Annotated in this window: 12 protein-coding genes; 7 read left to right on the top strand and 5 right to left on the bottom strand. The window is 59.4% G+C overall.

Translation table 11 applies throughout. The annotated features are described in order from the left end of the window. Positions 1-48: 48 nt before the first annotated feature. From C5748_RS05010 to C5748_RS05030, 5 genes are all read right to left on the bottom strand, one after another. Positions 49-1,305, bottom strand: a complete 1,257-nt coding sequence (locus tag C5748_RS05010) for a c-type cytochrome (protein ID WP_245428812.1) — start codon at positions 1,303-1,305, stop codon at positions 49-51. Next, the gene (locus C5748_RS05015) at positions 1,302-3,068 is read right to left on the bottom strand and encodes a GMC family oxidoreductase (RefSeq protein WP_105740840.1); all 1,767 of its coding nucleotides are present in this window, start codon (positions 3,066-3,068) and stop codon (positions 1,302-1,304) included. The genes C5748_RS05010 and C5748_RS05015 overlap by 4 nt, the downstream gene beginning before the upstream one ends. A gap of 3 nt (positions 3,069-3,071) precedes the next feature. Continuing rightward, a complete protein-coding gene (locus C5748_RS05020; RefSeq protein WP_105740841.1) occupies positions 3,072-3,824 on the bottom strand; it encodes a gluconate 2-dehydrogenase subunit 3 family protein in 753 nt (250 codons plus the stop codon). 219 nt (positions 3,825-4,043) lie between these two features. Next, positions 4,044-5,081: a LacI family DNA-binding transcriptional regulator gene (locus C5748_RS05025; RefSeq protein ID WP_105740842.1), complete on the bottom strand. Its 1,038-nt coding sequence runs from the start codon at positions 5,079-5,081 to the stop codon at positions 4,044-4,046. A gap of 116 nt (positions 5,082-5,197) precedes the next feature. Further along, on the bottom strand, positions 5,198-5,524 hold the full coding sequence (locus C5748_RS05030) for an EthD domain-containing protein (protein ID WP_105740843.1): 327 nt from the start codon (positions 5,522-5,524) through the stop codon (positions 5,198-5,200). A 324-nt stretch (positions 5,525-5,848) separates the two neighbouring features. Here C5748_RS05030 and C5748_RS05035 point away from each other — a divergent pair, with 324 nt between their 5' ends. The 7 genes from C5748_RS05035 (at position 5,849) to C5748_RS05065 (ending at position 13,303) form a co-directional block, all read left to right on the top strand. After that, positions 5,849-6,652, top strand: coding sequence for a transporter substrate-binding domain-containing protein (locus C5748_RS05035; protein ID WP_105740844.1), 804 nt, complete (start codon positions 5,849-5,851; stop codon positions 6,650-6,652). Between the two features lie 123 nt (positions 6,653-6,775). After that, positions 6,776-7,480: an amino acid ABC transporter permease gene (locus tag C5748_RS05040; RefSeq protein WP_105740845.1), complete on the top strand. Its 705-nt coding sequence runs from the start codon at positions 6,776-6,778 to the stop codon at positions 7,478-7,480. Then, the gene (locus tag C5748_RS05045) at positions 7,477-8,136 is read left to right on the top strand and encodes an amino acid ABC transporter permease (protein ID WP_105740846.1); all 660 of its coding nucleotides are present in this window, start codon (positions 7,477-7,479) and stop codon (positions 8,134-8,136) included. Before C5748_RS05040 ends, C5748_RS05045 begins: the two co-directional genes overlap by 4 nt. Continuing rightward, positions 8,117-8,848 (top strand): amino acid ABC transporter ATP-binding protein, encoded by a 732-nt coding sequence (locus C5748_RS05050; RefSeq protein WP_105740847.1) that lies wholly within the window; start codon positions 8,117-8,119, stop codon positions 8,846-8,848. Before C5748_RS05045 ends, C5748_RS05050 begins: the two co-directional genes overlap by 20 nt. A gap of 61 nt (positions 8,849-8,909) precedes the next feature. Then, positions 8,910-9,845 (top strand): 2-hydroxyacid dehydrogenase, encoded by a 936-nt coding sequence (locus tag C5748_RS05055; protein WP_105740848.1) that lies wholly within the window; start codon positions 8,910-8,912, stop codon positions 9,843-9,845. 344 nt (positions 9,846-10,189) lie between these two features. After that, complete coding sequence (locus C5748_RS05060; protein ID WP_199194703.1) at positions 10,190-11,734, top strand: DHA2 family efflux MFS transporter permease subunit; 1,545 nt, start codon at positions 10,190-10,192, stop codon at positions 11,732-11,734. 528 nt (positions 11,735-12,262) lie between these two features. Continuing rightward, on the top strand, positions 12,263-13,303 hold the full coding sequence (locus C5748_RS05065) for a methyltransferase (protein ID WP_199194704.1): 1,041 nt from the start codon (positions 12,263-12,265) through the stop codon (positions 13,301-13,303). Positions 13,304-13,332: the final 29 nt, after the last annotated feature.

The raw sequence follows: 13,332 nt of genomic DNA on the forward strand, positions 1-13,332 counted from the left end.
CCTCCGAACCATAACAGCGATGCGTTGTTCCCTCAGTTGATCACGCCCTTACTCGGCGCTTGCGAGGCTCTCGCGAAGCGTCTTCACGTCCGCCGCCGAAACCGGTGCCGCCGCATTGCCCCAGCTGTTGCGCACATAGGTGAGAAGCGACGCCACCTGTTCGTCATTCAGCCGCCATGCGAATGACGGCATGGCGGGCGCGGTCGGAGCGGCTGCGGTGGCAACACCTTGCGTGCCCTGCAGCACGACGCGAATGAGTGTCGTCGGGTTGTCCGACTGAACCACTGCACTGCCGGCTAATGTCGGGAAAAGATGCGAAGTGCCCGCACCTGAATCCAGGTGGCAGGCATTGCACGTATCCTTATAGATCGCCTGGCCCGCGACCATCCGCTTGTCGTCGGCCGCAACAGGCACCGGAGTCGTATTCGCATTCGACGGCATGTCTTTGAGATAGGTGGCAATCGCCTTCAGATCCGGGTCCGAAAGCTTCGAGGTGGAATTGGTGATGGCGTCCGCCATCGGCCCCGACGCGATCGTGAATTGATTGGCGCCGGTCTTCAGGTACTGAACGATATCTTCTTGCGACCAGCCGCCCAGGCCCTTGTGCATCGCATTGGTGATATCAGGCGCAAACCAGCTCTGCAGCACGGCCCCCTGTAGAGAATCAGCATTTTTATCACCGCCGAGAATGGTCTTCGGCGTGTGGCAGGTTCCGCAATGGCCCAGCCCCTCGACGAGATAAGCCCCGCGGTTCCATTCAGCCGGTTTGCCCGGATCCGGCTTGAATTCACCTGGTGTGAAATTGAGCGCATTCCACGCCAGCATGCTCGCGCGGATGTTGAACGGGAAAGGAAGCTGGTTCGGCTCGATCGGGTTTTTCACCGGTTCAAGCGTATTGAGAAAGGCGCGGATGGCGAGAAGGTCCGCGCGGCTCACCTTGGTGAAAGCCGGATAGGGCATTGCCGGATAAAGATGGCCGCGTGGCGCGATCCCCTCCTGCATCGCCTGCACGAACTGGTCGTCCGTCCATGCGCCGATACCCGTTTCACGGTCCGGCGTGATATTCGCCCCGACGAGTTTGCCGAAGGGTGTTTCAAGCGCCAGGCCGCCAGCATAGGGCTTGCCGCCCGGCGCCGTATGGCAGGCGACGCAATCTCCCGCCGTCGCCAGATAACGGCCGCGCTCGATGATTTCGAAGGACTGGCTGTCCGTCGCCCCCTGCCCCCTGGCTGGGGCAGCAGCGCTGAAGATGGCCGCCATCGCAAGTGGCAAAAGTGCAGTGAATGGAGCAGGATTCCGTTTCATGCCGGCACCAGCGGACCTTCGTTTTTCAGATAGAGATTGCGGATGGCATCCGCAGCCTTATATGCCAGCGCCCCGACCGTATCGGTCGGGTTATAGCCGGCGTTCTGCGGAAAGGCGGAAGCGCCGATAACAAAGACATTAGGCACATCCCAGCTTTGCAGATATTTGTTGACGACACTGGTTTTCGGATCGCTGCCCATGATCGCGCCGCCGATATTGTGGGTGCTCTGATAGGGAACGACGCTATATGGCTTTGTCCGATAGTGCGGCACGATCTGGCGGGGGGTCATGACCTTGGCAATCTCCTCCGCCTTTCGGGTGACGTAGCTGATCATGCGGATGTCATTGTCGGGAAAATCGAACGTCATGCGCAGGAGCGGTCGACCCAGACGATCCTTATAGGTCGGGTCGAGATCGAGATAATTGCCGCGCGTGGCGTAGCTTCCGCCCTGCGCGTTGAGGTAGAGACTGCTGAGATAATTGTCGGTGGTGGCCTTCTTCCATGTCGAGCCCCAGCGCGGTGTGCCGGGCGGGGTCGGGCGCGTCGCGATGGGGCGCGCGTTGGTGCTAGCGCACATGATACCGGCACCGCCGACGAAATCGAGGCCGGAGTGGTCGAAATTATCGCCGTTGAAATCGTCGATGCACTGCCCGATGGCACCGGTTGCGATGAAAGGGTTGAAGTTCTTGTTATCAAAGAACATTTCGACCCCGGCATAGGTCTGGTAGGTGTAATTGCGCCCGACCGTGCCGGTCGCCGTTTTCGGGTCATAGGGCTTGCCGATCCCGGACACGAGCAGCATGTGCACATTGAAAAGAATGAAGGCGCAAACAAGCACGAGATCGCCGGGCTGCTCCCATTCCTGTCCCTGCGCATCGACATAAGTGACGCCGGTAGCGCGCTTGCCGGACCTGTCCAGATTGATCCTGACCACTTCGGAATTCGTGCGGCACTCGAAATTGGGCTTGCGCATCAGTACCGGCAGAATGGTCGTCTGCGGGCTTGCCTTGCTGTAATTGGCGCAGCCGAAGCGTTCGCAAAACCCGCAATAGCTGCACGCGCCCATCTCCACACCGAGCGTATTGGTATAGCTGCGCGAGGCATTGGCCGCCGGTTGCGGGAAAGGATGATAGCCGGCCTCGCGTGCACCTTCCGCAAATAATTTCGGCCCATAGGTCATATCGAGCGGCGGCAACGGATAGTCGCGAGCGCGCGCCCCCTCGAAAGGATTGCCGCCGTCCTGACGCTTGCCGTTGATGTTGCCGGCCTTGCCGGAGACGCCGGCGAGATATTCGAACTTGTCGTAATAAGGCTCCATCTCCTCATAGGTGACACCCCAATCCTGGATCGTCAGCTCATCGGGAATGAATTTTTCCCCATAGCGTTCCGACAGATGGCTGCGGCAGCGAAAATCGCTGGGCAGGAATCGCCAGGTCTGCCCGTTCCAGTGCACCCCCGCACCCCCGACGCCATTGCCCGGCAGGAAGGACCCAAATTCGCGGATCGGAAGTGCCTCCTGCTCGACATTGTTGCGAAAGGTCAGCGTGCTCTGTGCGGGCCTTAGGAAAAGATCCTTTCTGATCGCGTAGCGCAACTCATCCTGCATGTAGCCGACATTGAAGTCGGTCGCAGTGTTACGCCAGGGGCCGCGCTCGATGGCGACGACATCGAGCCCCTCGTCCGTCAGTTCATTGGCGAGGATCGAGCCCGTCCAGCCCAACCCGACGATGACAACATCCTTGCGCGGAAGTTTCCTGGCCATTTCTTACCCCTTCCCGCCCCAGTCGCCACGACCCATGATACTGACCGGTGGGAGCGGATAGGGCTGATTGTGGTTGCCGACGAAATCACGATAGTCGTATCGTGCGCCGGGGAAGCCGATCATTTTCCAGCTCACCATGTCCTTGTTGCCGCCATAGATCGGATCGGCGAAGAAGCCTTCCATCGTGTTCTGCAGCACCAATTCGAAAAACGTCTTGGTGTCGGCATCATCGAGATCGATGGATCCATTCTCCAGTTCCTGGAGCACCTTGTCCTGTTCCGGCAGTGCAAGGGCGGAAAAGGCCCTGCCGGAAAATGTCGTGCGGCAATAATCGTCAAGCGCCGCAAGGCCCGCGCGATAACGCTGGGTCGGAAGGATCGGCGATTGCAGCCCCTGCTGCGGAAACCCCTTGGCGAAGGGGCCTTTCATGTAAAGCCGTTCGAAATTGCCAAAGAAGCCGGCAAGCTGGCGGTCGATGAAAACCGCGCAGCCGGCATCCTTGCCTCCGATGCTCAGATCGTCGGCGGGGATTATCCGGTCGACGATCGCCTCGATCGTCTGCGCTTCGTCATGTGTGAAGAAAAGCCATGGACCGGGCCGCACCGGCGTCGGCGGATCGCCGGCAAACGGGCTCCATGGCAATTGTCCTGAAAAAGACCGGGCCAAGGAACCTGACGTTGAGGTGAAGAGAATTGAAACCGCAGTAGAGGCAAGAAATTGCCTGCGGCTCAGGCTGGAACCAGAAATTTTCTTCATCGGCTTCCCCGATTCGAGGTGGCTGATGGGAGGTTACAGGAGAGATGAAAGATGACGCAACCGGCAGCGGAAAGAAACTTGTGCAATTACTTTTAAAGTACTGAAAACCATCTGGTAAATATCACGCGACGATAAACAGTTCGTGCGCTCAACAAAGTATGCAAAATTTATTATTAGAAATGTAAAATATACTGCGAGATTCGTGCTGTTTCGGCTCTATCAGGACAGCCCTGCCTCCAGCACGGCAGGCGCTGTCGTCTGGCGCGGAACGAGCGTGAAGCCGACATCGATCGTCGATGGCTGAAGGTCGGCCGCGCCGCCCTCCTCGTTGAACAGCCGCACCAACATTTCGCCGGTCAACCGCCCGATCTGCGCTGCATCAACGCGGATGGTCGTGATGGCAGGGACGCATTGACGCGCGATATCGAAATCGCCGAATCCCATCAGCGACAGATCCGCCGGCACCTTGATGCCGCGGCGATGACACTCCATCAGCGCACCAAAGGCGGATATATCGGAAACCGCGAAGACCGCCTCCACATCCGGCGCCCGTTCGAGGAGTATCGAAATCGTCTGTGCACCATGGTCGTGCGAGACCGGCGCCGTTCCCTCGCGCACGATCAATTCGTCGCCGATCCCCGCTTCGCGCAGGACGGAAGCAAAGCCGGCGAGACGGCTTTCGCCGCGCAGGTCAATCGCCTCGCCATCGGTGCGCGATCCAATGGCGCCGATGCGGCGATGGCCGAGCGACAGGAGATGGCGTGCGGCGGCCCGGCCCACCTCGAAATTGGAAAACCCGACCGCATGGTCGATCGGCTTGTCCGGCACGTCCCATATCTCGACGATGGGAATGCCGGCGCGCAGCAACATCTCGCTTGCCGGCTTGGTATGGACCATGCCTGCCACGACGATGGCATCCGGGCGCCTCGACAGCATGGCGCGGATGATGCGCTCCTCCTCGGCGAGCTTGTACATGGTATAACCGATGAGGAGTTGATAATCGGCCGGTCGCAGAGCTTCGGCAAGCCCTTGCGCCGTATCGGCAAAGTTCGAATTGGTTAGCGTCGGCAGGATGGCGGTGACGAAATTGGTCCGCCGCGACGAAAGGCTGCCCGCCACCCTATCTGGAACATACCCCAATTGCTCGATCGCCTTCATCACCCGCAGCCGTGTCGCCTCCGATACGAGATCGGGATCGGCAAGCACACGCGAAACGGTCATCTGCGATACGCCCGCCAGACGGGAAACGTCGCGCATGGTTGCCTTGCGGGGTGGGTGAGGAGCCACGTCTGATCCTGTCGTCTTTGTTTCTGTTGCCCTGGCGCATCTACCGGTTCATTGGACAGGTACCAGAATTCGGGCTGCCGCAGCAGCTATTCGCAAGCAATCCGCTGATAGACCACATGGTAGAACCGCCCGTCGAACATTCCCATCATGTCGTCGGTGATGGCGCGCCCCTCAAGCCGCACCGGCGATGCCAGCGCTTCGTTGACGGCCTCAAGTGATGGATAATCGATCTCCTGCACCATGGCGATAGGCGGTGAACCGGGATCGGTATCGAGCATCCGCATCACACGTACGGCCTGCGCATTGGGCATCCGCTTCCAGACCGGCAGCAGCCTTTCCTCCACCAGATGGAAGAATTCCTCCTCACGCCCCTTGTGAATGACCCCCTCGAAAATTGCCGACCGCGTATACATTGCACCTCCTCCAACGACAGGCCAAGGCCCGTTTGCGTCCTTGCAATGATATCGATAACATGCATTATTGCAAGAACAAACGGAAAAGCGCAGTTGCTGAAAGGAGTGTTAGAGCGACGTCGTTATAGGCGAAAATCGGGAAATTTTGCCGTGAAGTCAACGAAGCTCGATCGGCAGCTATGCCAATGACTGAAATCGTTTCAATCGTCTGTGCGCTTGATGTTATCGAAAACAGATGATGCGATAGTTTCAATGAAGAGATTGTCCGCGATTGCTCCGAGGAGGTTGGGGCATCGCGGGACAGGAAAACTGGAGGAGAAGATCATGAATTTTTCGAAATCCCTTCGCATGATGGTCACGGCCATCGGTCTGGCGGCAACCGGGCTATTGGCGACCGTTGATGCCCATGCGGTCACGCTCAACGACATCATGTCCCGCGGTTCGGTCAAAATCGGCGTCCTGACCGGCGCGCCGCCCATGGGCATGATCGACGAAAAGGGCAATCCGACGGGTTATGACGTCGATGTCGCCAATCTCATTGCAAGCTATCTCGGCGTCAAGGCCGAGCTTGTCCCGCTCACCCCGCCCGCACGCATTCCGGCGCTGCAGACCGGGAAAGTCGATTTTCTCGTCGCCACGCTCGCCCCGACCGCCGAACGTGCCAAAACCGTCATGTTCACCCAGCCCTACAGCGCCTTCGACATGGTGATCGTCTCGGGCTCCGACGCCAAATATGGCAGCCTGAAGGAGCTTGAAGGCAAGCGCGTCGCCGTCAACCGCGGATCGTCGCAGGAGGCAGCACTGCGCAAGCTCGCGGTACCTGGTCTTGAACTGGTGCTTTACGAAGACGATTCAACATGCGCCCAGGCGCTGATCGCCGGTCAGGTCGATGCCACGGCCCTGCCTTCGACGGTCGCAGACGCCATCACCACCCAGCGCGCCGATGCGGGACTTCAGGTCGGCATGACCTTTTTCCAGCAGGGCAATTCCATGGCCACCAAACTCGATGACTTCGAGATGCGCCAATGGCTCAACACGGCGATCTATCTGATGAAGCTTTCGGGCGATCTCGACATCATCGCCAAGAAGTGGACCGGCAGGCCCATGCCGCAGCTGCCGTCGTTCTAACGACAGCGATTCAACCCTTCGGACCCCCGAAGGGTTGATCGGACCGGCAGGCCGGAGGGCCGGGCGATTCATCGCAAGTCCGCCAGCGCAAGCCCGACCTGAAAACCGAGCAGAAGGCCGGAAATGTCCTATACTTTTCAATTCGGCGTCATCGCCCAATATCAGGACGTCATCCTGTCAGGCATATGGCTGACGATCAAGCTGTCGGTCATGTCGATCATTCTCGGCTGCGCGGCCGGGATCGTGCTCGCCTCGCTGCGTTCGGTGCGCGGCGGCGTGGTGCGCTTCCTGGTCGATGCCTATGTCGAGATCATCCGCAATACGCCATTCCTGATACAGCTTTTCATCGTCTATTTCGGCCTGCCCGGTCTTGGCCTGAGGGTCGGCGCCGACACGGCGGCACTGATCGGCATGACCATCAATCTTGCCGCCTATTCGACCGAGATCATTCGTGCCGGCATCGAGGCGGTGCATAAATCCCAGATCGAGGCCGGCGAAGCCCTGGGCTTCACCCGCTTCCAGGTCTATCGCCACGTCATCATCATCCCGGCACTCGCCAAAGTCTATCCGGCACTTTGCAGCCAGTTCGTCTTGATGATGCTGGCATCGAGCATCTGCTCGGCCATTTCGACCAACGAACTGGCGGCCTCCGCCGCCTTCATCGAATCCCAGAGCTATCGTTCCTTCGAGGTCTATATCGTCGTCACGCTGATCTACCTGGCGCTGGCGCTCTGTCTGCGCGCGGTGCTGGCGCTGGTCGGGCTGTGGCTGTTCGGCCGGCGCGTGGCGCGGCGCACGGCCACGGCGGTTGCGGAGGAAGCAGCATGACCTTTCGTACCTTCGGCCCCGACGAGTTCCTTTTTCTCTTGTCCGGCCTGCAGTGGACCGTGCTCTTGACGATCATCGCGCTGATCGGCGGCGGTGTCACCGGCTTCCTGATCGCACTTGCCCGCGTCTCGAGCCTGCAATGGCTACGGATTGCGGCGGGAACCTACATCCAGATTATTCAGGGCATTCCCGTTTTGATGATCCTGTTCCTTTCCTATTACGGCCTCGGGCTCGCCGGGCTCGACCTGCCGCCGCTTTTTGCCGCCGGCGCATCGATGACGGTCTATGCATCCGGCTATCTCGCGGAAATCTGGCGCGGCTGCATCCAGTCCGTGCCGAAGCAGCAATGGGAGGCGTCGGAATCCCTGGCGATGACGCGCGCCCAGCAATATCGCTATGTGGTCCTGCCGCAGGCATTGCGCATATCGCTGCCTTCCACCGTCGGCTTCGCCGTGCAGGTGGTCAAGAACACCTCGATCGCCTCGATCATCGGCTTCGTGGAACTCGCCCGCGCAGGCCAGCTCATCAACAATGCGACGTTCCAGCCCTTCCGCGTCTTCGTTGCGGTCGCCGCGCTTTATTTCGTCGTCTGCTATCCGCTCTCCCAGCTCTCGCGCTGGCTCGAAAGGAGGCTTCATGTCGGAAGTCATCGTTGAAAATGTCCACAAGAGCTTCGGCACGGTCGAAGTTCTCAAGGGTGTCTCGCTCAAGGTGAAAAAGGGCGAGGTATTTGCGCTGATCGGACGCTCCGGCTCCGGCAAAAGCACATTGCTTCGCTGCATGAACGGGCTGGAAAAGGTCAATTCCGGCCATATCGAGATCGCCGGGCACGCGATGAGCCGCGATCCGGCGCAATTGCGCAAGCTGCGCACGGATGTCGGCATCGTCTTCCAGAGCTATAATCTCTTTCCGCATCTCAGCGTCGGCGAGAACATCATGCTCGCACCGCGGATCGTCAGGAACGTCGCCAAAAGCGAGGCGCGCAATACCGCAAAAGAGGTGCTGAAGCTGGTTGGACTGTCGGAGAAATTCGACGCCTATCCCGACGAGCTTTCCGGCGGCCAGCAGCAGCGTGTCGCAATCGCCCGCTCGCTCGCCATGCAACCGAAGGTGATGCTGTTCGACGAAGTGACCTCGGCACTCGATCCGGAACTGACCGAGGAGGTGTTGAGCGTCATGGAACAGCTCGCCCGCGACGGCATGACGATGATCCTCGTCACCCACGAAATGGGATTTGCCAAGCGCGTTGCGACCCGGACGATCTTCATGCACCAGGGGACCATCTGGGAGGAAGGCGCCTCACGGGAGATGTTTGCCAACCCCAGGACGCCGGAAATGCGCCAGTTCGTCAAGTCAGATGTGAAATAGACGGTATCACCATATAGCGCCGGCCGGACGGCCCTCAACCTTGGAAGAATGAAGCGAAGCCATGCCGATCGACATACTGCAACTGTGCCCTTTGATGCCCTCGCTCGAAGCCGAACTGGCGTCGCGCTACACCGTTCATCGCTGGTTCGAAGCGGATGATCAGCCGGCATTCCTCAAAGAAAATGCAGCGAATATCCGCGGTGCGGTAACCGGCGGGCATGTCGGCATTGCCAATGCCTTGGCCGATGTCCTGCCCAATCTTGAAATCGTAGCGATCAATGGCGTCGGCTTCGACAAGGTCGATCTCGAACGCGCCCGAAAACATGGCATCCGCGTCTCGAACACACCCGACGTGCTGACCGCCGATGTCGCCGATCTTGCGATCGGCCTCATCATCGCACAGGCGCGGCAAATGGCGCTCGCCGATGCCCATGTGCGCACCGGCGATTGGCCGAAGGCGGAACTCGGTCTCGGCACCCGCGTCTCGGGCCGACGCACCGGCATTTTCGGGCTCGGGCGGATCGGCAAGGCCATCGCTCGCCGCCTCGAAGGCTTCGATGCCGAGATCGCCTATTGCGGCCGGGTACGGCAGGACGTGCCATACGGCTATTGTGCGACACTTGAGGAACTCGCCCGAAATTGCGACGTGCTGATCATCGCCGCCGCCGCTTCCGCCAAGACATATCATGCGGTCAATGCCGGCGTGATCGATGCGTTGGGGCCGAAAGGCGTTCTGGTCAATGTCGCGCGCGGTTCGCTGGTCGACGAAAAGGCGCTCGTCACAGCACTTCGCGAAGGCAGGCTCGGCGGCGCGGCACTCGATGTATTCGAGAACGAGCCGCACGCGCCCGAAGAACTCTTCGCTATGAAGAATGTCGTCTTCGCGCCGCATATCGGCAGCGCCACCCATGAGACGCGCAAGGCGATGGCCGATCTGGTGCTCGCCAATCTCGCAGCCCATTTCGAAGGCGAGACGCTGCCGACGCCGGTGGTATGAATTCAAAAAGGCAGCGCGCCGGCGCGCGGTGGGTGTAGATGTACGACCCATATTACCGCATATGACTCAAAGCGTATCGAGCCTGCAGCGATCCGGGTTGGAAAAGTGCACGCAAAAATCATGCACGGCCGGTTTGGTCCGGATCAAAGCGCCGAAAAAGCTGCCCTATCCGCATAGGGATCAAGGTGATCATCCCGCGCCCTGGTGTTAACGTCCATGGGACAGATATGTAATTGCGTATCTTTCTATGGTGGACATATACAGGCAACATGGTCCCGGTGAACGGCGGTCTTGCTGCGGCGCTTGACCCGACAAAAGTGAGTGCCCCATCGGAGTGAGCGTCGATGATAGCATTATCGGTACCAATACATCGATCGCCGGATGGGAGCTTTTGCCCACGGCAGCGTCGCATCTATGTGCTGCTGGCGGCCATCGTCGCCTCATCGCTCGGCTTCATCGACGGTTCCATCGTCGCCATCGCCATTCCCGCGATCCGCGGCGACCTCGGCGCATCGCTGCCGCAGGCGCAATGGATCTCCAACGCCTATGCGCTGACGCTTTCGGCATTGATCCTCACCGGCGGTGCGGCCGGCGACCGCTTCGGCTTGCGGCGCACCTTCATGGCCGGCATCGTTTTCTTCGTGGTCATGTCGCTGGTTTGCGCGGCAGCGCCGAATCCTTCCTTTCTCATTGCCGCCCGCGGTTTGCAGGGCATCGGCGCGGCATTCATGATCCCCGGCAGCCTGGCCATCATCGCCAAGGCATATCCGAAGGCCGAGCGCGGCCGGGCCATCGGCATCTGGGCCGCATCTTCGGCGCTGACGACCGCGCTCGGCCCGATCCTCGGCGGCTTCATCCTTTCCACGTTCGGCGACACCGCCTGGCGGGCCATTTTCGCCGTCAATCTGCCTCTGGGTATGCTGGTGATTGCGCTTCTGCTGCGCGTCCCGGCCGACAAGCCATCGCGTCCGCGCCATCTCGATCTCGCTGGCGTCATCCTCGCGACGATCGCGTTCGGCGGGCTTGCCTATGGCCTGTCGGCTGCCGGAGCGGAGAAGGATGGCAGCACGGCAGCGCCCGTGTTCGTATCGATAGCGACCGGGGCGATCGCGCTTGTCGTCTTTCTCGTCTGGGAGCTGCGTCAGCGTGAGCCCATGGTCAAGCTGTCGCTGTTCCGTAGCCGTGCGTTCTCCGGCGCGAACGTGGCGACCTTTTTTCTTTATTTCGCGCTCTCCGGCGTCCTCTTCTACCTGCCCATGCTGTTGATCGCCGGGTGGGGCATGGACGCGGCCACGACGGGCTTCGTCTTCCTGCCGCTTTCGCTCGCCATCGCCCTTTTCTCCGGACCGGTAGGAAAGTGGGCGGATGCGACCGGACCGCGGCTGCCGATCTCCGCCGGAAGCCTGGTGGTGAGTATGGCCTTCGCCGGGCTCGCCATCGCCACCAGCGCCGAGATCCACCGCTTTTGGCAGGTCGTTTTCCCCTTGATGGTGCTGATGGGGCTCGGCATGGCACTCGTCGTTTCGCCGCTTTCCACGGCGGTGATGACCGCGGTGGAAGACGAGGACACAGGGGCCGCATCGGGCATCAACAATGCCGTTTCGCGGATTGCCGGCCTCATCGCGGTGGCCGCGCTCGGCAGCCTGGCCGCCTACCGCTACCAGTCGATCGCCGGTGGCAGTGATGGGATGCCGGGTTTCGGCGAACCGTCCGGCGGACTTTCCGCTTCGCTCGAAATGACACGGGTGGCAGCCAGCGACGCCGCCTTCTCCTTGCTCGCCTGGACGGTCTCGGCATTGTGCCTCTTCGCGGCGGCAACCGCATGGGCGACCCAAGCCGGCGGACGCAAGGAGGAGAAGCGGGGCTCGCCACCGGAACAGGCCGGATAGAGGACACCCACGCTGCCGCATTCAGCGCTGCTTTCTCGCGCGGGACGCGCGCTTCGCTCAGCGCTCGGCACCCTGCCCGATCCATTGTATTTTGGAGATTTTTCTGACGCCGGCTACATAATAATATATCCGGTATATAGATCACTAGAAAACACATCATATATAAGGCAATTACGTTATTCTACTAATTTATTGTGAGCAAAATTAATTCAATTAGATTTTTTTATGGAAAAATCTTTGACTCTTGAAGTAATAACTGTAATAATTTGTTGGCATTAGTTAATTGCTCAAGGATAAGTAGAGCAACTAGCTATACATTTCTACTGATAAGTAGAAATGTAAATTACACGCATAATCATTATGGAAATTACATATGCGATTAACTTCAAAATTCTTGGAGATGCGCATACGCGCCTATAACTAAGCGCATAATAGCATGAACGATACCTGATCAACAATAGATTTCGTCTGCGAGCTAATCGAGTTCGCCGAATAACTATTCACCGCTGTCTTTCAAGGAGAATCGTCATGAACATGCATAAAACTGACACGGATCTTGTGGTCTCGGAGAGCGAGGCGGCCGCCGTGTTCATGCTGGAGCAGGCAATGGGCTATACCTATTCCGCTGCGCTTCGTGTCGCCGCGCTGCTCGGCGTTGCCGATCATCTGGCTGACGGCCCGAAGACGGTCGAGGAATTGGCCCGCGCGACTGACACCAATGCGTTGAAGCTTTATCGCGTGCTCCGGCTGTTGGCTACCCGGGGCGTATTCCAGGAGAATGAGGATGGGCGGATCGCTTTGACGACCGCGGCGGAACATCTGCGTTCAGATGCGCCATTGTCGCTGCGGCGGGCTGTGATGATGCTCACCCATGAGACGTTGTGGCGCCCGGCCGGAAGCATCGTCGAGAGCCTGCGGGGCAATCCGCCCTTCAAGCATATTTTCGGTATGCCATTCTTCGACTACTGGGCTCAGGACGACGCGCCGGCGGAAGACTTCCATGTAGGGATGTCGTCGATGTCGGAGGCGGAGAACCTGTTCCTTGCGCGTAGCTACGATTTTCCGGATGGCGCCACAGTTGTTGATATTGCTGGTGGCTTCGGTGGCTTGCTCCTGCGCGTCCTGCGGCAAAATCCAACGCTGCACGGCATTTTGTTCGATCAGGAACATGTGCTGGCCGCGAACAGGCTGGGTGAACTGGGGGCCGATGATCGCTGGGAACTGGCGTCAGGAGACTTTTTCAGCGCATGCCCCACCGCGGATATCTACATGCTCAAATACATTGTGCATGATTGGCCGGACGAGAAGGCCGTCCAGATACTGCGCAATTGCCGCAACGCAATGGCGCCCGGAGGTCGGGTGCTCGTGATGGACGCCGTCATGCCGACCGGGAATGAGCCGCATGGCGGCAAGCTGATGGATATCGTGGTCATGTCTGCCTACGAAGGAGGCCGTGAACGCACAGAAAAAGAGTTCCGCCAGTTGTTGAACGAAGCCGGTTTGAAGTTGAATCGTATAATCGATACAGGCTGCTACGTTTCAATCGTTGAAGCTGTCGCTGCCGATTGAGCTCCGACACCGGATATCTGCCGAAACAA

This window comes from Phyllobacterium phragmitis (genome assembly GCF_002980495.1).
Classification (GTDB): domain Bacteria; phylum Pseudomonadota; class Alphaproteobacteria; order Rhizobiales; family Rhizobiaceae; genus Paramesorhizobium; species Paramesorhizobium phragmitis.

Excerpts from the sequence above, each read along its gene's own strand:
- C5748_RS05010 (WP_245428812.1), bottom strand. The coding sequence starts at position 1,305 with ATGAAACGGAATCCTGCTCCATTCACTGCACTTTTGCCACTTGCGATG.
- C5748_RS05015 (WP_105740840.1), bottom strand. The coding sequence starts at position 3,068 with ATGGCCAGGAAACTTCCGCGCAAGGATGTTGTCATCGTCGGGTTGGGC.
- C5748_RS05020 (WP_105740841.1), bottom strand. The coding sequence starts at position 3,824 with ATGAAGAAAATTTCTGGTTCCAGCCTGAGCCGCAGGCAATTTCTTGCC.
- C5748_RS05025 (WP_105740842.1), bottom strand. The coding sequence starts at position 5,081 with ATGCGCGACGTTTCCCGTCTGGCGGGCGTATCGCAGATGACCGTTTCG.
- C5748_RS05030 (WP_105740843.1), bottom strand. The coding sequence starts at position 5,524 with ATGTATACGCGGTCGGCAATTTTCGAGGGGGTCATTCACAAGGGGCGT.
- C5748_RS05035 (WP_105740844.1), top strand. The coding sequence starts at position 5,849 with ATGAATTTTTCGAAATCCCTTCGCATGATGGTCACGGCCATCGGTCTG.
- C5748_RS05040 (WP_105740845.1), top strand. The coding sequence starts at position 6,776 with ATGTCCTATACTTTTCAATTCGGCGTCATCGCCCAATATCAGGACGTC.
- C5748_RS05045 (WP_105740846.1), top strand. The coding sequence starts at position 7,477 with ATGACCTTTCGTACCTTCGGCCCCGACGAGTTCCTTTTTCTCTTGTCC.
- C5748_RS05050 (WP_105740847.1), top strand. The coding sequence starts at position 8,117 with ATGTCGGAAGTCATCGTTGAAAATGTCCACAAGAGCTTCGGCACGGTC.
- C5748_RS05055 (WP_105740848.1), top strand. The coding sequence starts at position 8,910 with ATGCCGATCGACATACTGCAACTGTGCCCTTTGATGCCCTCGCTCGAA.
- C5748_RS05060 (WP_199194703.1), top strand. The coding sequence starts at position 10,190 with ATGATAGCATTATCGGTACCAATACATCGATCGCCGGATGGGAGCTTT.
- C5748_RS05065 (WP_199194704.1), top strand. The coding sequence starts at position 12,263 with ATGAACATGCATAAAACTGACACGGATCTTGTGGTCTCGGAGAGCGAG.